This window comes from Sphingomonas sp. AP28, assembly GCF_056680455.1.
Map to the genome: position 1 here is coordinate 97,813 of NZ_CM155283.1, position 18,123 is coordinate 115,935.

12 protein-coding genes are annotated in these 18,123 nt (G+C 64.2%); 6 read left to right on the forward strand and 6 right to left on the reverse strand.

Features of this window, described 5'->3' with window-relative positions:
* Positions 1-266 precede the first annotated feature (266 nt).
* The 3 genes from AC1MH0_RS00490 (at position 267) to AC1MH0_RS00500 (ending at position 5,577) form a co-directional block, all read left to right on the forward strand.
* On the forward strand, positions 267-512 hold the full coding sequence (locus AC1MH0_RS00490; RefSeq protein WP_480964203.1) for a hypothetical protein: 246 nt from the start codon (positions 267-269) through the stop codon (positions 510-512).
* On the forward strand, positions 505-2,994 hold the full coding sequence (locus tag AC1MH0_RS00495; protein WP_480964204.1) for an AAA family ATPase: 2,490 nt from the start codon (positions 505-507) through the stop codon (positions 2,992-2,994). Before AC1MH0_RS00490 ends, AC1MH0_RS00495 begins: the two co-directional genes overlap by 8 nt.
* Before the next feature lie 387 nt (positions 2,995-3,381).
* The gene (locus AC1MH0_RS00500) at positions 3,382-5,577 is read left to right on the forward strand and encodes an nSTAND3 domain-containing NTPase (protein ID WP_480964205.1); all 2,196 of its coding nucleotides are present in this window, start codon (positions 3,382-3,384) and stop codon (positions 5,575-5,577) included.
* A gap of 160 nt (positions 5,578-5,737) precedes the next feature.
* Here AC1MH0_RS00500 and AC1MH0_RS00505 read toward each other — a convergent pair whose 3' ends face one another.
* The 6 genes from AC1MH0_RS00505 to AC1MH0_RS00530 form a co-directional block, all read right to left on the reverse strand.
* Entirely contained in the window at positions 5,738-7,000 is a 1,263-nt protein-coding gene (locus AC1MH0_RS00505; RefSeq protein WP_480964206.1) for a DUF4062 domain-containing protein, read from the reverse strand.
* 374 nt (positions 7,001-7,374) lie between these two features.
* Positions 7,375-7,869 carry a nucleoside deaminase gene (locus tag AC1MH0_RS00510; protein ID WP_480964207.1) on the reverse strand — a complete coding sequence of 165 codons (495 nt, stop codon included), beginning with the start codon at positions 7,867-7,869 and terminating at the stop codon, positions 7,375-7,377.
* Between the two features lie 55 nt (positions 7,870-7,924).
* Positions 7,925-9,385, reverse strand: coding sequence for an aminotransferase class I/II-fold pyridoxal phosphate-dependent enzyme (locus tag AC1MH0_RS00515; RefSeq protein ID WP_480964208.1), 1,461 nt, complete (start codon positions 9,383-9,385; stop codon positions 7,925-7,927).
* Positions 9,386-9,722: 337 nt separating this feature from the next.
* Positions 9,723-10,640 (reverse strand): ATP-grasp fold amidoligase family protein, encoded by a 918-nt coding sequence (locus tag AC1MH0_RS00520; protein WP_480964209.1) that lies wholly within the window; start codon positions 10,638-10,640, stop codon positions 9,723-9,725.
* Between the two features lie 6 nt (positions 10,641-10,646).
* Entirely contained in the window at positions 10,647-13,829 is a 3,183-nt protein-coding gene (locus tag AC1MH0_RS00525; RefSeq protein ID WP_480964210.1) for an efflux RND transporter permease subunit, read from the reverse strand.
* Positions 13,826-15,067, reverse strand: a complete 1,242-nt coding sequence (locus AC1MH0_RS00530; RefSeq protein WP_480964211.1) for a TolC family protein — start codon at positions 15,065-15,067, stop codon at positions 13,826-13,828. The genes AC1MH0_RS00525 and AC1MH0_RS00530 overlap by 4 nt, the downstream gene beginning before the upstream one ends.
* 158 nt (positions 15,068-15,225) lie before the next feature.
* On the opposite strand from AC1MH0_RS00530, the gene AC1MH0_RS00535 reads away from it, so the two are divergent.
* The 3 genes from AC1MH0_RS00535 to AC1MH0_RS00545 all read left to right on the forward strand — a co-directional run bounded on the left by AC1MH0_RS00535 (position 15,226) and on the right by AC1MH0_RS00545 (position 18,017).
* Positions 15,226-15,903, forward strand: coding sequence for a response regulator transcription factor (locus AC1MH0_RS00535; protein ID WP_480964212.1), 678 nt, complete (start codon positions 15,226-15,228; stop codon positions 15,901-15,903).
* Positions 15,890-17,242, forward strand: coding sequence for a sensor histidine kinase (locus tag AC1MH0_RS00540; RefSeq protein WP_480964213.1), 1,353 nt, complete (start codon positions 15,890-15,892; stop codon positions 17,240-17,242). Before AC1MH0_RS00535 ends, AC1MH0_RS00540 begins: the two co-directional genes overlap by 14 nt.
* Before the next feature lie 118 nt (positions 17,243-17,360).
* The gene (locus AC1MH0_RS00545; RefSeq protein ID WP_480964214.1) at positions 17,361-18,017 is read left to right on the forward strand and encodes a Dps family protein; all 657 of its coding nucleotides are present in this window, start codon (positions 17,361-17,363) and stop codon (positions 18,015-18,017) included.
* Positions 18,018-18,123: the final 106 nt, after the last annotated feature.

Below are 18,123 nucleotides of genomic sequence, written 5' to 3' on the forward strand. Positions count from 1 at the left end.
CTGCCAACTCCCTTCGCAACGCCGAGGCGCTGAACCCCGTCGACGCCATGATGATGCGCTTACGCTCGCCCGTCGATTCATAGACTCTCTCGGCCGGATGGTCGACCCGATGGTGGGAGGGGAGATCGCGCCATTGGATCGTGCGACCGAAGTGACAGGGGCTTCATCGCGGACGCGGTCGCATCTACAGATACTTGCTGGCGGCAATCGCTCGATGCGAGTCGCTGACGCGGGGGCGCGGCGTGGTCACGCCGGGAGGGGGATTTTTGGACGACACGGGAGCCGTCCTCGATGCTGTCGAGGAGCCAGAAACCAACGAGATGTTCCTCGAGCGGCTGGTGAAGACGCTGAGGGCGGCCGAGGGCGCTGATGGCGGCCTCCTTGACGTCCTCGCCGCGCACCTGCTCAAGGTTCAGCCGGCAGCGAACGCGGTGACGCTGTCGAGGGACGCCATCGTTGCTCTAGCGAAGTCGCGGGCTCTGCCGGACGCGACGGAGGTCGCTGATGGCTGATCCGACCTTCATCAAGTCGCTGACCCTCCAGGGTTTTCGCGCTTACCTACACCCCAAGACATTCGATCTCGCGGCGCGGCGGAGTATCGCGATCTTCGCTCCCAACGGTCAAGGCAAGTCGAGCGTCGTCGACGCTCTCGAGTTCCTGCTGTCGAAGGACGGCACGTTGGAGAAGCTCGGGCAACGGGCGGTCAACAACCAGGCCGGTCCCGTTGCGCTCGTGCACAACCTGGCCGACGAGGCGGGAATCGCACCTTCGGTCAAGATGGTTACGATCACTGGCAGGGATGCCTCTACTGGCGAGCGTCCGGCGACTGGAACCAGGGGGCCCATCCCCGCGGTCGCCACGAACCTCAACGCGCATTTCGCCGTATCGCCTGTCATACGTGGATACGTGCTGCGGACCTTCGTCGAGGCCCACACCGCGGAGAAGCGCTACGAGGAGGTCGCCGGCTGGCTGCGGCTGGCCCCGCTCGTCGAGGTGCAGAAGAACCTCCGCGCCCTGAAGACGCAGGTGAAGGCGGCCGCGGAGGACGTCCAGCCGCTGAAGAGGATCGACGTTGATCTGTCAAAGGCGACGGCGGCGGCGATCACGGCATGGGACGACACGGCCATCCTAGAGCACGTCAACACTGCGGTCCTCGCACCGCTGGACGCCACGATGTCCCTGCGCGCGATGGACGCGACCGATCCATCCTACGGGACATTGGAGATGCGAGCGAAGTCGGAGGAGAACAGGGTCGGCATCGCCGGCCTCCGGCAGATGCGGTCCGCGGCGGTCGCGCTTCATTTCGAGGCGCCGGGGGAGGACGGCGCAGAGAGCGTCGCTTCGGGTGCGATCGCCGACTTCGCCGCGGCTGTGGCGTCGCTCGCGGGGGCAGAGGAGCGGGAGGAGGAGGAGCGCGGCAAGGCGGCGAGCGCGGTCTTTAAGAACCTGTGGGAGGCGGCCGAGAAAATCTTCGTCGACGGTGCGGAGGCGCCGGATGCGTGTCCGGTGTGCGCCACGCCGATCGACGACACCACCGCTGGCAGTCCGGGGGCGATTCGAAGGCACGTCGCCGGTCACCTCGACGAGCTGGCGGACTATGCACAGGCCAAGCGGGATCTCGACAGGGCTGAGAGGTCGGCGCGCGATGCGCGTACATCGCTCGGCGCGGCGTTGCCGACACTGATCGGCCTGCTCGGCGATGATCGCGCTGGGCTCAAGGCCGAGCTTGTCGCATTCCAACCCGGTATCACCGACTGGCCGGCGAAGGACGCGCCCGATGCGTCCGGCGTCGTATCCGCCCTCGCGACGCTGGTCGGGGACCTGGATCGCGAGATCGCCCAAATCGAGGAGAGGCAGGGCGACCACACCTATCTCAAGGCCAAGGCGACGGTCGACAGGCTCACCGAGCTCGCTGGCGAACGCTCCCTGGCGCTGAGCACCACCAAGGAGCTGGTGGCGTTGCAGGAGGCGTTGGCGACCCAAGCGACGACGATCTCCTCCCAGATCCGCGCGAAGGTGCAGTCGCTCCTTGACACGCTGCAGACTCCGATGAACGCGATCTACCGAGCGATCCAGGGCGAGAAGGCGAAGACTGTCCGGCTGGAATTGCCGGGCGAGGACGACGCTAACCAACAGCGCCTCCACCTCCTCGTCGACTTCGCCGACAACCGCACCGGGGTGCAGCCCGGGGGCTATCTCAGCGACTCGCAGATCCATTCCGTGGCGCTGGCGCTCCGCCTGGCGGCGATCAGGCGTTTCAACGCGGGCGCGCCGGTGATGGCGCTGGACGACATCGTCACCTCCTACGACGCTGACCATCGCCGGGCGATCTCCGCGCTCATCACCTCGGAGCTTAGCGACTGCCAGGTCATCATTACCACACATGACGAGCGCTTTTTCAACTACCTGAAGGATCAGATTGGGCCGAACGCGTGGCAGTTCACCCGCATCATCGGCCTGGATGCGTCATATGGCCCCCGCTTTGCCGAGCACCGCGTGACCGACGCAGTGATCGAGGCGCGCTGGGCCGGCGGCGACCTGGCGGCCAATGAGATGCGTCAGGCAGAGGAGGAGTGGCTGCTCGCCACTTGCCGCGACTTTGGCGTGAGCGTCCGGATCAGAACGCTTGAGCGCGCCTACGCCTACGAGCGCAGCGAGCTGGCCTCTGCCTTGGCCGCGTTCCTGAAGGGTGCGAAGCTGGAGGCGCCGCGGGTGGCCGGCGTCAACAACCGCTTCCTCGACAGCCTGATCAAGGGCGAGGTCGAGAACTTCGGCAGCCACTTCCAGGACACACCTTATGGCGATGGATCCATGGGGGACGAGAAGGTCCGGTGGGAGGAGTTTAAGGCGTTCCGTACGCATTTCGCCTGCGGCAAGTGCGGCCGCACGAGGTTCCAGCGTCCACATACCCTCAAGAAGCCCCTCTGCGCTCATGGAAGTTGCGAAGCGCAGTTCGAATTTGCGGTGACCATGGACGTCACGCAGCCAGCGTGATCGGGTCAGAAATTCTCGGCAGGGGCGCAAAAGCTCGTCCCAACTTAGCGAATGATAATGCTGTTGAACTCGACTGAATGATACCGGCCAGTTTTACTTGTGAAGCCGTTTTCCGCCGCCACTTTATTGAGGTTCGCTACCGCCCGTTACTGGGCCGAACGTGAGGGGGAAGGTTGAGATGGCGTTCTACACGGGCTTCACCGAGAAGGGCGGCGCGGACCCGTCGCCGCAGTTAGTCGCCGACGCGGAACTTGCACGCGAACGCCGTTGACCGGATAATCGTTGGTAATTCGATAAGAGGGCGGGATATCCACTCGCCGCGAGGATGGATTGGCATACGACTTTAGCTCTCTGCTACCTGCCGACTTTGAGGATCTCGTCCGTGACTTGGTCGGCAAGGCCCTTGACGTTCGGTTCGAGGCCTTTGGGCCCGGTCCGGACGGCGGGATGGACGGCCGTCACTCCGTAGACGGTCTGACGACCGTACTGCAGGCAAAGCATTACGTGGGATCATCCTTCGCGCAGCTCGCCGCCGCCATGCGACGGGAGCGCGGAGCGATCGACCGCCTGGAACCCGATCGCTACGTGCTGGCCACCTCCCGCCACCTCAGTCATCGAAACAAGGCCGATCTCGCCGCGATTATAGGCCCTGCGTTGTGGAACGAGGGCGACCTCCTGGGACAGAGTCAGCTGAACGCGATGCTCCGTGAGCACCCCGAGGTCGAGCGGACGCACCTCAAGCTCTGGTTGTCCAGCACGACGGTGCTTCAGACCATCCTCGACGCGGTCGTGCACGCCGGATCTCTTGCTTTCTCCGCTAGCACGCGCGACGAGGTGGCCGGACGCGTGAAGGTCTACGCCCAAAATCCGAGCCTAGCGGAGGCTCAGCGCGTGCTAGATGCCCGGCACGTCTTGATCATCTCGGGCCCGCCGGGCGTCGGCAAGACGACGCTCGGGGAAATTCTGACGTTCGCCTATCTGAGTGAGGGCTGGGAACTCATCGCGCTCCGCAATCTGGAGGACGGATTCGCGCGCATCGACGATTCGAGGAGGCAGGTGTTCTTTTTCGACGACTTTCTTGGCACGATCGCGCTAGATCAGCGAGCGCTGTCCGCGAAAGACTCGCAGCTCGCCCTCTTCATGAACCGGGTGCGCAGGAGCCCAAACGCGCGCTTCATCCTGACGACGCGCGCCTATATACTGAACGAGGCCAGACAGTCGTCGGAGCGTCTCGCTGACCGCCGCGTCGAGTTGTCGACCTACGTGCTGGATCTCTCGGCCTACACCCGCTCTATCCGGGCGCGGATTCTCTACAACCACCTAGCGCTGGGTGGCATTCCGGCCGGGCACGTGGTCGCACTGTTAGACAGCGGATCGCTGCCGCGGATCGTTGATCACCGTAACTACAACCCACGCGTTATTGAGTGGATGACCGATGCGCTCAGGATCGAAGAGATGCCGTCGGACCTATACCCGCTGACGTTCCTCGAGATCCTCGAGAACCCGGAGCAGCTTTGGGATCGCGCGTTCCGAAACCACATCCCGCCGGCTGCCCGGCACCTCCTCATCGCCCTGTTTTTCAGCTATCGCTTTGGGACTTCCGTTGGGGACCTGCGCTCCTCCTTTGAGCCGCTGCACGCGCGCATGTGCGGGGACCTCCGCATCCCGCGCGATCCTAAGGATTTCGAGCAGAGCCTGAGGCATGTCGAGGGCGGGTTCGTGGTGATCGAGGATCGAGAGGTCGACTTCATCAATCCGTCGGTTCGCGACTACCTCGCGGGCTACCTGACGGACGCGGTGCTCCTGTCCATTGTGATCTCGACCGCGAGCCAGGGCTTCGTCGCGCGCGAGGTTTGGGCGTTCGCGAGGAAGCGGCTCGACTGGATCCAGCTCCCAGCCATCGCGCGATCCGCGCTCCCCGTCGTGCCCAGCTTCACGGAGCGGTCCGACAGCAGCGTTGCAGACCTGGACAGTTCGGGCCGGATTTCGCTGCTGCTCGAGTGGTGGGCTCTGAGCGAACTTGACGATTTTGTCCAGGCAGCGCTCGCCATCGCGCGGCAACCGCCGAAGGAGTTCACGTCCTGGCGTGACGGACCGCGGCTTCTCACGATGATCGCTGAGCTGCACGACAGCGGCCATCACGAGCCCGGGTCCCTGACTGACGAGATGATCGAGGCTCTGGACGAAGTGACGGTCGAGCTGTTCGACCAACACATGGGGTCCGACGACCTTTTGAAAATGTCCGACATCGTGGAGGACGGCCGCGTCTATTCGGCAGAAATCCGCGCGGCTTCCCACATGGCGATCGTTCGCGAATTTGAAAACGCCGAGGAAATGGCGTCAGGATACAACTCCGAGTCTGAGCTCGATGAGCACGCGGAGGCGCTCAGGCAACTCGCGCCACGCGCGCTCGTTCCGGAGGGTGCAATCCAGCGCGCGCTTGAATTCGTCGACCAGCGGCTTGGCGAGGTCCAATCTCGTACTGCCACCAGCTCTGACCCGAACCCATTCGACAGCGAGAGCCCAGACGACGAGGCGTTCGACGACGACGCGCTGCATAATCTTTTCAACAGCCTCCGCTAATGGTGTCGTGGTGGCCCGCTGCCGCATCTGCCTAGCTTGACGAAGTCGGACGGCTTACTGGATTAGCGGTTGCGCTTGGCCGCGATAACGAACGTCCGGTTTCGAGGAGCGCTGATACGCGGTTGAGTGTCTGAGAATGGGTCTGGGTTCGGGTCTTACCTCAGATACCCATGGCTGCGCGCAGCTCGCTGACCGTCACGCGCTCGGCCTGATAGGCGTCTTCAAATCCTGCAATAGGTGAGATCGGCATCACTTCCGGCATCGCAAAGGGTTGACCTTCGAGGTGCAGGATCAATGCTTGGGCAAGACTGACGATGTTGATCGAGCGATGAGCGATTCCGTAGAGCATACCTACCTTGTCGGCGGGAAGGTCGATCTTGCCAGTCTTACGCCCGAGTGAGCGCGGCGAGGTTTCGTTCAAGAAGGCGAAATTCTCGATCGTGGTGAGATCCCGAAATCGGCGCATCTCGTCCCACAGCCGCGAAAGCGCATCATAGGCCGGACTTTGCACATAAGCTCCCTTCTCGCGGTCATAGTCGAGAAAGATCGTAGAGGTGAGCGCGTCGTTGATAACGACCGGCTCGAAGGTCACCCCCATCACTTGGTAGAAAATGGTTGCGAAGGAGTTCCAGGATTTGAGATCGACCGTGATCCAGGCCGCGTCCCTGATTTCTACCGTGATCGGGTGTTCCTCTAGGCCGCGTTTCAGGCCTCCTCTCAAATCGAGCACCTTGCCTTCATATTTTGCGAGCAGGGTGCTCATCACAATCAGCAGCTCGTGCTGCAGCGCCTTGCGGTAGGCGGCTTCCTCGGAAGTAAGGCCGGTGAAGGCCAGCGGCGCGAGAACGTCGTGGATGTCACGGAAATCGCGGAACTGATGGATCCAGTTGCCCGTCGGCTTCGGCGTTCCTTTGCTTACGGCGCGGCCCGTTTCAAGGTTGCGGCCGACCTCGGAGATGAAGCCGCTGACAAAATTAGCGTCGTTGGCGAATTTGCTCGGCGCCTGCGCTAACGCCTGCTTTTCGCTATCGGCCAGCGTCATGTCGGCTAAGAATCGCGCGAGCTCCTTGCGGTCTTCCTTGAACTGCCAAACCTCGGAACGCACGAATGTGACCATGCGCAGCTTGCGTTGGAGATGGAGTGCGTACGCGGTGCGATATTCCTGCTGGGTGATGCTGACCCGTGCATTCGGGTCGTACCAGCCACCGACCCGGGCACCGATCAGCAACACGAAATAGTCAGCCTGCTCAATATTGGCGAGGCATGCTTCGTAGCTGTGCTCGTCGAGATTGCCTCCAAAGTCGTTGAACTCGGACGCGAGCACGCGGCACCCCCGCTCTTCGAGGCTGAATTTGATCGCGCTGCGCAGATCGTGAAAGTCGTAGATGGTGGACGACAGAAAGAAGGTCGGTCGATGGGCCATGTTGCTCTCGTTCCTTCGGTGTGAACTGACCGCACGCGTGACGGCATATACTTACGGACATGCCGGTTCGCGCGTCTATCTCGATTGCTTGGGGATGCCACGCGGCAAGCGGAGAGCCTGACGCCCATCGATCCGGTCCCTTTTTCCTTCGGCGTCACGCTGATGCGGGCCGCGATGCGACAGCGTTCTTCCCATTTTTGTCATCTCACGACCGTTTGTCTAGGCGTCGAGCGGACATGAACGGATGACTGGAGGTGGGGAGCCCCTTACGATGGCTGAATATCGTCTTGTGGGTCGTCGAAGCTGCTTCGACGAGGCCTTGTTTTACGTTAGCGCTGATAGCCGCAAACAGTCGACGCCGACTCGCTGTGTGCTTACAGGTTGGCCTGTTCCTCTTCGTTTAAGTCAGCATCGGGACCGTAATACAGTTCAGCGCAGGCTTCGCGCAGGCAGCCGCCCTCGATCTCGATATCGTCCCGATAGGCGTCCCCAATGAATGCGAGGGTGTCGACGTGCTTTGCCTCGAAATACATCGGATGCACATCGCTGCGACCAGCACCGTAGACAACGCGGCCGGCTTTCGACCAGATCGATGCCATCGTGCACATGCCGCACGGCTGGAGCCTCGAGTATAACGTTGCCCCACGCAGTTCCAGTTCTCCGGTTTGCTCACAAGCCCGACGGATTGCCATCATCTCGGCATGAGCGGTTGCGTCAGGCAATTCCTTGGTCTGATTGCGTTCGGCGGCAATCACCTTCCCGTCTAGCACGATGACGCATCCAAGCGGCGAGGTTGAGGGATCGGACCCTTTGGAGCGCGCGACGTCTATCGCCATTTGCATCCAGTGTTCGTCGGTATCGGTCTGCATTGTGTATCCACCTAATTGCAGCTGCTGTAAGATTTGGCGGGTCGCTTCGGTTGCTTCAGCTCTGCACCACCCTCACGGTCGCTTCGGTCGGGTCGACCGGATCCATCACCAAAGCCCCGGCATCACGGTTTGCGACAAGCCATGCGACGTGCGCAGCAGTGATGCGCTGGCCCGGCACCAGCCGAGGGACGCCAGGTGGCGCGGGCGCGATCATTTCGGCTGCGACTCGGCCAGCAGCCGCCTCGTAGGCCACCATTTCGGCTGGGCCGTAGAGTGCCGCAGGCCCGGGCATCGCCATGTCGATGGACAGGGTGCCGATCCCGGGCACAGGAGAGATTGTTGGCAGGATGGAGGGATCGGCATCGAGCTGCTTTACGAGATCCTGCAAGCCACGGACGAGCTTGCGGAGATCGGACCTAGTTGTGCCCAGGGATAGGACGGCCAGAATATGGCGGGTGTCGGAGAGTCCCATGCTGATCCGGTGATGCTTGTAGAGCCAATCGTCGATGACATACCCCGATACGCCCAGCGCTGAGACGTCAATCAGCACCTTCGTTATGTCCAGATCGGCATTCGGCGGCAGATGGTCGTCGCCGAACACGCGCAAACCCGCGATACCGGCAATTTTCCCGCGAACGTTCTTCGCCAAGGCGATGACGTCGGTCCACAGCTGCTCGCCGTTCAGTGCGTGATCGCGCCGCGTCGCGTCGAGCGTAACAAGGATCGGTACCGACGGGCTGGTGGTCTCGAACAGCTCATAGGCCATCCACAGTCGCTGGCGATCGATCAGGTCGCCCTTGGCGACGATCACCGACCCCTGCGCGAGGGCCCCCATCGTCTTATGGGCGCTGTAGACGGCGGCATCCGCCCCCTTGGTCAGCGGATCGTCCGGCAGTCCTTCACAGAATGCGAACGCACCACCCCAGGCGGCGTCGACGATCAGCGGAATGCCGTGATCGTGACAGACGGTGGCGAGCGCCGCTATATTACTCGTGACGCCGTAGTAGGTCGGGCTGACGACGATGAATGCCTTGGCAGTCGGATGCGCCGCCAGCGCGGCGCCAAGCGCCTGCGGCTCGACGCCATGTTCGATGTCCCAAGCCTCGTCGATCTGTACGGGGACGACAACGGCATTGAGCCCTGTCGCGAGCGCATAGGTTCGCTCGGCTTTGTGGGCGTTTGCAGCGATCAGGATGGTGTCACCCGGCCCGGCGACGGACGCCATCACGGTGTGAAGGCTCTGCGTGGATCCGCCGGTCACGAACCGGCAGAAGTCGGCATTCCAGGCCTCCGCCGCGATCTCGTGCGCCCGTTGAAGCGCGAGTTTTCCTTCGGTCCGATCGTCGAGACCCTTCGGCGTGAGCACGTCAGCTTCGAAGACCCGCTTGCCGAGCAGCGCTTTCATGCCGCCGGGAATAGCCGAGCCTTGGTTGTGGCCCGGCGCTCCGAAGCCGACGACCGGCCTCTTCTCGATTGCCGCCAGCGCATCGGCCAACGGCGCACTCTTCTGATCCATGGCTAACCCTCTCGTGATCGAGTGGGTCAAACGCACGGCCGCCGGAAAGCCCCACGAGAATCGTTAATCTTCTTTACCAAACAAGCAGTTAGCGGCGGCGTCATGCACTGGCCGAATACTTCGCGTACCAGCGAGATCAAAACGCAGGGCGTGCGCATGACAAAATTGCCTCGACCTTCCGGCCGACAACGCGCCGGAACGATCGTTGCCTCTGTCAGCGGGCCGGAGGGTGTCGCGGGCGAATTAATGTAACGCCCCCAGTCATCGAGCAAACAAAACCTCGATTGGAAGCTCGATGAGGGTTAGAGGTTGGCACAAGCAAAGATACGCTCGAGCGTTAAGTCATGGTTCTGTCCGTTCCGGAAATCTGACGCCAATGATCACCAAGCAACTCGTCCAATCGAGGCGGGTCGAACGGATCCAGGCCTGAGCCGGGATAAAATGTCATTTCCCCAAATCGCGGTATGACGCCTGTGTCGTAGAAGTCGACACGGACGAATGCGAACTCGCATCCCAAAGCTTCTGCCCCCTCAATCATGAGCGGCAAACTGATCGGCGGCTGAGTATTGAGGCGATCGGCATCGGTCGACATTCCGCGCCAATCCCGATCGAAGATTACCCATCGGTGGCATGTCTCACGATCGACGTGAACCTGGATCGCTTCGACCCGGCCGTGGAACACGTAAAGCTTGTAATCGACCGGCAGCGCCGGTCCCTCGCCGACAAAGGGTTCGATCAGTATGCCGCGCGGCACGTCACGATAGCCCCATTCGTCAAGCCAGAGGCCGTAGGACCGTTGCATCCATGCCGCTGCCGCTGAACGGACGACGTTCCAGTCGTCCGACGCATCGCGAACGATGCGGTACTGGTTGCAGCCGTGACGCGATTTAACGACGAACGGGCCGGGAAAGGGGATCTGGTCAGGCAGTATCTCGCCCGACCAGAGGGTGGGGGTTACCCAATCGGTGCCAAGCATGGCAGCGACGAATGGCTTTACGGCTACCTTGTCGATCATATGCGGTATGCGGGGATCGCGGTCGACCAATTTGCGTCGCTGTACGAACTCGGTGAAGCGTTGCGGTCGGTCAATCGACAATCGCCGCCGGTGCCGCCACCAATAGGTCAAGTGCACGCGGATCCACGCGGCGAGCGCGGGCGCCGGGCGCGCTTTTTCGCCGAAGTCCGCCAGATAAGACGTCTGCGGCCAAGTCACCGAAAGCGGTGCAGTAGTGCTGGGGATCACGTCCGTCTGCATCGATGATCAGGAGGACGGGTCTACGTGATCGGCCTGCATGTCGGACGCACGCTCCCGGACCAGCCAACGATACAGGCTCGGGAGCAGCAGCAGCGTAAGCAGCGTCGAGGTGACGATCCCGCCGATCACAACGGTCGCCAATGGCCGTTGTACCTCCGCGCCCGCGCCGCTCGCAATCGCCATCGGAACGAAGCCGATCGACGCCACCAACGCGGTGGACAACACCGGGCGCAGGCGATCGCGGGCGCCTTCGCGGACGGCGTCGTCGACGGTGTGCGGGTCGCCGTCACGGCCGTCGCGGAGCGAATTGATGTGGTCGACCAGCACCAGCCCGTTGAGCATCGCGATCCCCGACAGCGCGATGAAGCCGATCGCCGCGGTAATCGAGAACGGCATGCCGCGCAGCCACAGCGCCAGCACGCCGCCGGTCACCGCGAACGGGATGCCGGTATAGACGATCGCCGCCTCTTTCACGCTGCCAAGCGCGGCGTAGACCAGCAGGAAGATAAGTACGAGCGCGGCGGGGACGACGATCGACAGGCGCTTCTGTGCGGCCTCTAGCTGGTGGAACTGCCCGCCGAACTCGATCCGGTAGCCCGGCGGGAGCTTGACCTGGCCATCGACCGCGGCGCGCGATTTGGCGACATAGCCGGCGAGGTCGCTGGTGTTAAGCGTGACCATCAGCGCGGCGCGACGCTTGCCGCCGTCGTGGAGGATCGGCTCGACCTTCGGCGTCACCCGCAGTCGGGCGACGCGCGACAGCGGCACCATCCCGTACTCGCCGACGCGCAACGGCAGCGCGAGGATCGCGGCGGGATCAGCGCGCAGGCTTTCGGGCATGCGGACGACGATCATGTGGCGTGCCTCGCCCTCGGGGATGAAGCCGACTTCGGCGCCGGCGATCGCATCGGTGATCGCGGTGTTCACCTCGGCCGTGCCCAGCCCAAGCCGCAACATCGCCGCGTGATCGAGTTCGACGACGACGCTCTTGGGACGACCGGCGGTTTCGAACTCGACATGCTCGGTGCCGGGTTGCTTGTCGAGGATCGCCTTGGCCTGTTTCGCGGCGCGTTCGAGCACGTCGTAATCCTCGCCGAAGATCTTCACCGACACGTCGGCGCGCACGCCTTCGAGCATCTCGTTGAAGCGCATCTCGATCGGCTGCGCGAATTCGAAGCTCTGGCCCTTGTAGACCTGTCGCCCGACCTTCTCGATCCCCGCGACGAGTTCGTCCTTGGTCTTCGGCTTGCCGTCGCCGGTCGGCCAGTCCTTTTCGGGCGCGTAGAAGATGTAGAGGTCGTTCTCGTTGGGCGGCATCGGATCGGTCGCGACCTCGCTGGTGCCGATCCGCGAAAAGGTGTGGGTGACTTGCGGGAACTGCCGGCGGATCTGTCGCTCGGTCTCCTGCTCGAGTCTGAGGCTGCGGTCGAGCGACATGCCGACCGGGCGGTAGACCATCGCGGTGATCGAGCCCTCGTCGAGCTGTGGCGTGAACTGCGACCCCAGCGTCTTGAATACGCCGAACGTGACGGCAAGCATGACCAGCGCGCCGATCACCAGCAGCTTGGGATGGGCGAGCGCGCGCTCTAGCGTCGGTGAATAGCCGCGCTCGGCGAGCCCGATCAGGCCCTTGTGACGGCTGTCATCCTTCTCGCTGGCGGGCGCGCGCAGCAGCCAGGCGGACAGCGCGGGGACAACCGTGAACGTCCAGACAAGGCCGGCGAAGATCGCCAGCATCACCGCCTGTGCCATCGGCTGGAACAGCTTGCCCTCGACCCCGCCAAGGCTGAGCACGGGGACATAGACCAGCGCGATGATCGCGATCCCGAACATCGTCGGGCGCGCGACCATCCGCGCGGCGTCCGCCACCGTGTCGCGGCGTTCGTCAGGCGTTAGATCCTCGCCCTTGGCGCGGCGACGTTCGGCGAGCAGCCTCAGGCTGTTCTCTACCACCACGATCGCGCCGTCGACGATCAGCCCGAAGTCGAGCGCGCCGAGACTCATCAGGTTTCCCGACACGCCGATCGCGTGCATCCCCGAGACGGTGACGAGGAAGGCGAGCGGGATGACGATCGTCACGATCAACGCGGCGCGCCAATTGCCCATCACCAGCAACAGCACGAGCGCGACCAGCAGCGCGCCTTCGCCCAGATTATGCTCGACCGTCGAGATCGTCCGGTCGACCAGGTCGGCCCGGCTATATTGCTGGTGGACGACCATGCCCTTAGGCAGCGCCGACTGGATATCGGGCAGCGCGTCCTGCACCCGCAACGCAACTTCGCGGCTGTTCTGCCCGACCAGCATCATCACGGTGCCGAGGACGGTTTCGCGGCCGTTCTGCGTCGCGGCGCCTTGTCGCGGGGCGGCGCCGATCACGACGTCGGCGAGATCGCGGACCTGGAGCGGCAGGATTCCGCCCGCGAACTTCACCGGGATCGCGCCGATATCGGTCGCGCTCGTCACACGACCGTTGGTGAGGACGGTGAAACGCTCGGCGCCGCGCGCGATAATACCGCCGCCCGCATTCTCGACGTTCTTGCCGACCGCCTGCGCGAGTTCGGCCGCGGTCACGCCGTGCATCGTGAGGCGGCGCGGATCGGGTTCGACGACGAATTGCTGTTCGAGGCCGCCATTGGTGTTGACGTCGGCGACGCCGGTGACCGCGCGCAGCATCGGCCGAACCGTGTATTCCTGCGCCTCGTACAGCTCCATCAACTGGCGCTTCGTGTCCATGCTCGCGGGCGCGTGCTTCCATTCGAGCGTGTAGTAATAGATCTCGCCGAGCCCGGTGGTGATGGGCGCGAGCTGTGGCGAGGCGCCCGGCGGCAACTGGTCGCGGACCGCGTTCAGCCGCTCGGTGACGAGCTGGCGTGCGCGCATCTGGTCGGTGCCGTCCTTGTACAGCAACGTGACTTGGCTGAGCCCGGTCTTGGTCAGCGACCGCGTCTCCTCGAGCCCCGGCTGACCCGCCATCGCGCGCTCGATCGGCAGAGTCGCCAGCCGCTCGATCTCCTCGGGTGCGAGCGCGGGGACCATCGTGTTGACCTGCACCTGCACCCCGGTGATGTCGGGGATCGCGTCGATCTGGAGGTTGGCGAACGACCACAGGCCGACCGCGGCGATCAGCGCGGTCACCACCGCGATCGCCAGCCGGCGCCGAGTGACGAAATCGAGCAAGCTGGCGATCATCGGGCGAGCGCGTTGCCGCCGTTGAGCGCGCGCAACTGGAGCAACACCTCGAGCGCCTCGCGCCGCGTATCGAGCACCGCGTTGGTCGCCTCGATATAGGATTGCTGCATCTGCATGTAGATCGCGAGCGGGATCGCGCCGAGCTGGAAGTTGCGATTGGCCTCCTCGGCGGCATCGGCAAAGCTGCGCGGCGTATTGCCATCCCATTTGCCGAGCGCGGATCGCTTCGCCTCATATTGCGCGGCCTGGTCGAACACGTCGCGCGCGATGCGGCGTTCGGCGTTGACCAGCGTCGCGTTGGCCTGCGCCTGGCGTCCCTGCTCGACCGCAACTTCGCCCGCCTGCCGGTTCCACAGCGGGATCGTCGTCGACAGACGCACGCCGTAGTTGGTCTCGCGGATGTCGGAGCGCGCGCGGTCGTAATAGGGGCCGATGCCGACGGTCGGGATGCGCGCCTTCCGCGCAAGATCGACGCGCAGGCCCTGCTGCTCGAATTGTGCCCGCAGCGCCTTCAGCTCGAAATTGTTCGCGGTCGCGTTGGCGGCCAGCGTCGTACCCGACGGAAGATCGGGGAGCGACATGTCGGGGCGGACGATTCGCAGCCGCGCGGCGAACGGCGCGCCGCGCAATTGGTTGAGTTCGTACAGCGCCGAATTCGCCTCGGCATCGGCCATCGCCGCGGTCCGCTCCGCACTGATCGCGCCCGCTTGCAGAGACGCGGCTTCGAGGCGCGGGGCGGGGCCGGCTGGATCACGCGAGACGATCACGCGCGCCAGCGCCCGCATCCGGTTCGCAACCTCGCGCGCGACGCCCGCCTTCTCGTCGGCGGCGAACAAGGCATAGCCGAGCGTCCGCGCGTGGGCCGCCAGCGTGGCGTCGAACTGCTGGAGACCCATCTTGGCGAGATCGACCTGCCGCTCAGCAATGGCCCGGCGCAGCGCGATGCGGCCGCCGAACTCGATTGGCTGGACCACCGAGACGGCATAGGTCAGCCCGTCGCCGAGCGGCATCCCGGTCGTGCGATCGTCGGCGCGGCGCTGGCCGAATTCGACGACGGTTTCGGGATCGGCCCAGCGCCCCGCCGCCGATCGCTCGACGCCCGCCGTCTCGATCTGGCGTTGATAGAATTGCCGCTCGGGATTGTTGGCGACGACGTCCTGCGCCAGCCGGTCGAGTGAGATCGCCGTGCCAGTCGGGGCTTGCGCATACGCGGCGGTCGGCATGACGGCGCCAGCCATAAGGGCCAAGGCAACAATCCGCATTACGTGATTCTCCAAGGACATACCCTTGGAAAAATCGGTAGCTGAGGGGTCGGCGGTGCGTCGATTAAATCCGCGTTCAGAGTCTGAACTGCAATTCAATTGACGGCGCGTCTCCCGGCCTGCGAACTGGTCGCATGACGCATATCCTGCTCATCGAGGACGATGCCGGCACGGCGCACGAGATCACGCTCGAGTTGGCGGCGAACGGCTATGCGGTGACGCACCACGCCTTGCTGGCGGATGGTTTCCTCGCGGCGCAGGGGGACGGCGTCGACCTGCTGATCGTCGATCGGCAACTGCCCGACGGGGAAGGGCTCGACCTGATCGCGCGGTTGCGGGCCGAGGGCCGGCGGACGCCAGCGCTGGTGCTCAGCGCGCTCGGCAGTCTCGACGACCGGGTGCGGGGATTGCGCGCGGGGGGCGACGACTATCTCCCCAAGCCGTTCGCGCTGGTCGAACTGATCGCGCGGGTCGAGGCGTTGCTGCGACGGCCCAACGAGACACGCGACACGCGGCTGATCGTCGGCCCGCTCGATCTCGACCTGCTGGCGGGAACCGCAACCCGGTCGGGGCGGGCGCTGGACCTGTTGCCACGCGAGCTGAAGCTACTTGATTACCTGGTCCGCCGGCCCGACCGGATCGTCACGCGGTCGATGCTGTTGCGCGACGTATGGGGCTATACCTTCGAGCCCAACAGCAACGTCGTTGACGTCCATATGGGCCGCCTTCGCCGCAAGGTCGACGGCGAGGGCGAACCGCAACTGATCCGCAACGTCCGCGGGCAAGGCTATGTGTTCGATGTCCCGCTCTAACCCCCGCGCACGCGCGACATGGCGGTGGGGCGGGGCGATCGCGGCTTTGCTGATCGTCCAGTCGCTGGTCGTCGCGGGGCTGTTTTGGGTGCTGGCGAACGGCAGTCACCGACGGATGACCGAGCGCGGGTTTGCGAGCGATTGTCGCGATCTGGCTTCACTGGCGGCGCCGATGCGGCAGTCGGCCGTCCGGGCGAAGCTGACGCGCGATATCCACCGTGATCGCTTCCTCGCGCTGTTTGCCGCCGATGGCAGACTGATCGAAGGCAACATCGCACGTCTGCCGGTCCCCGAGATCACGCGAGCATCGGTGATCGCCGACGTCGACACGATCGAACTGCCGGGCAAGACCCGCGATACCGCGCGACTGGTCGTGTGCGCGATGCCCGACGGATCGCGGCTGCTTACCGGTGTTGATCTCGACGATGCGGAGGAGGCGTTGCGGGTGGTCGAGCGGTCGCTCGCGATCGCGCTGATCCCCGCGATCTTGCTGGCGATCGGGTTTGGCCTGGCGGCCGGGCGACGCGCGGCGCGACAGGTGGACGCCGTCCGCACACTCACTGCCCGGATCGTCGCGGGCGATCTGGCAGAGCGCCTGCCGGTAGGCCCCGATCCCGATAGTTTCGGGCTGCTCTGCGCGCATATCAACGCGATGCTCGACCGGCTTCAGCTGCTCGTGACCGAGGTCCGCGGCGTCGGCGACGACATCGCGCACCAGTTGCGCACACCGCTTACCCGCCTGCGCGCGCGTGTCGAGCGTGGGCTGCGCGAGGCGCATACCCGTACGCAGTTCGAGGCGGTCGCCGATGCCGCGCTAGCGGAGGTCGACACTCTGCTCGGGATCGTCGCAGCGCTACTGCGGATCCGCGAGCTCGAGGATCATGCGCGGCGCAGCCGTTTCGCCGCGGTCGACCTCGCGCGGCTGGCGGAGGACGCGTGCGAGCTTCACCGCCCGACCGCGGAGGATCGCGGGATCGACCTGACCTGCGAGATCGCCACGACTGCCTCGGTCGAAGGCGATGCGAGCCTGCTCATGGAAGCGGTTTCGAACCTGATCGACAACGCGATGAAGTTCGGACCCCCGCACGGTCGCGTCCGGCTGTCGTTGCGGCAGGAGGGCGAGCGCGTGGTCGTCACCGTGGCCGACGACGGGCCGGGCGTACCGATCGCCGAGCGCTCGCTGGTCACGCAACGTTTCTACCGCGGCCGGCAGGATTGCGAGGGCGCCGGGCTCGGGCTCAGCCTGGTCAAGGCGATCGCCGACCTGCATGGCTTCACGTTGCAGTTCGCCGAGGGCGGCAGCGCAGTCTCGCTGGTCGGACGCGTACATCAAGACTGAACCCGAATTTAGACAACCAGGGTGCCGATCGCACGTTCAATCCTCGACGAAACGACGCGTAACGAGATGGGGAATTCGTCCTGCATCCGCCGCCGTTCCTCGCTCGAAAGGACGATCTATGCGGTATATTCTCTTGGCTACGGCTTCGCTTCTGCTCGCCTCCCCCGCGCTGGCACAGACCCAGTCGCAGACCGGCCCGTTCCCACTCAACAGCGTCACCGACCGGGTCCATTCGGGACCGCAAGCCGGCGATCTGCGCAACTCGATCCAGGCGCTGCAGCAGGCGCTGACCGAATTGCAGCAGCTCCAGCTGCAGACCAAGCAGGCGCACTGGAACGTCTCGGGTACGTTGTTCTACCCGCTCCACGAACTGCTTCAGGAGCATTACGAAGGCGTTGCCAAATACGCTGACGAAGTCGCCGAGCGCTTGCAGAGCGTGGGCGTCTCGTCCGACGGACGCGCCAACACGATCATCCGGACCAGCCGAATCCCCGAATTCCCGGGCGGTTTCGTCGACGACGGCAAAGTGATCCAGTGGTTTGCGCAATATTACCGCGTTACCAGCGACGAGCTGGGGCAGGGCATCAAGGCGACCAACGATACCGATCCGACCACAGGCAACCTGCTGCAGGAAGTACAGCACGCGATCGACAAGTATCAGTGGCAGATGCGTGCAATGATCCAGTCGACGCCCACCGATCCCAATACGGGTGCTGACCTCAACAACGGTCTCACGCTTGCCCCCGCCGGAACGCCGAGCGCGCCGATCAACTAAGGAGAGGGCGAGCGTTGGAGTGGTGCAGTCCCGTGGGGAGGCATCACGCCGATGGGCGATCCGGTGCGCAATCGTGCAACCTGACCTACCGCGTCAAAAGCGCATG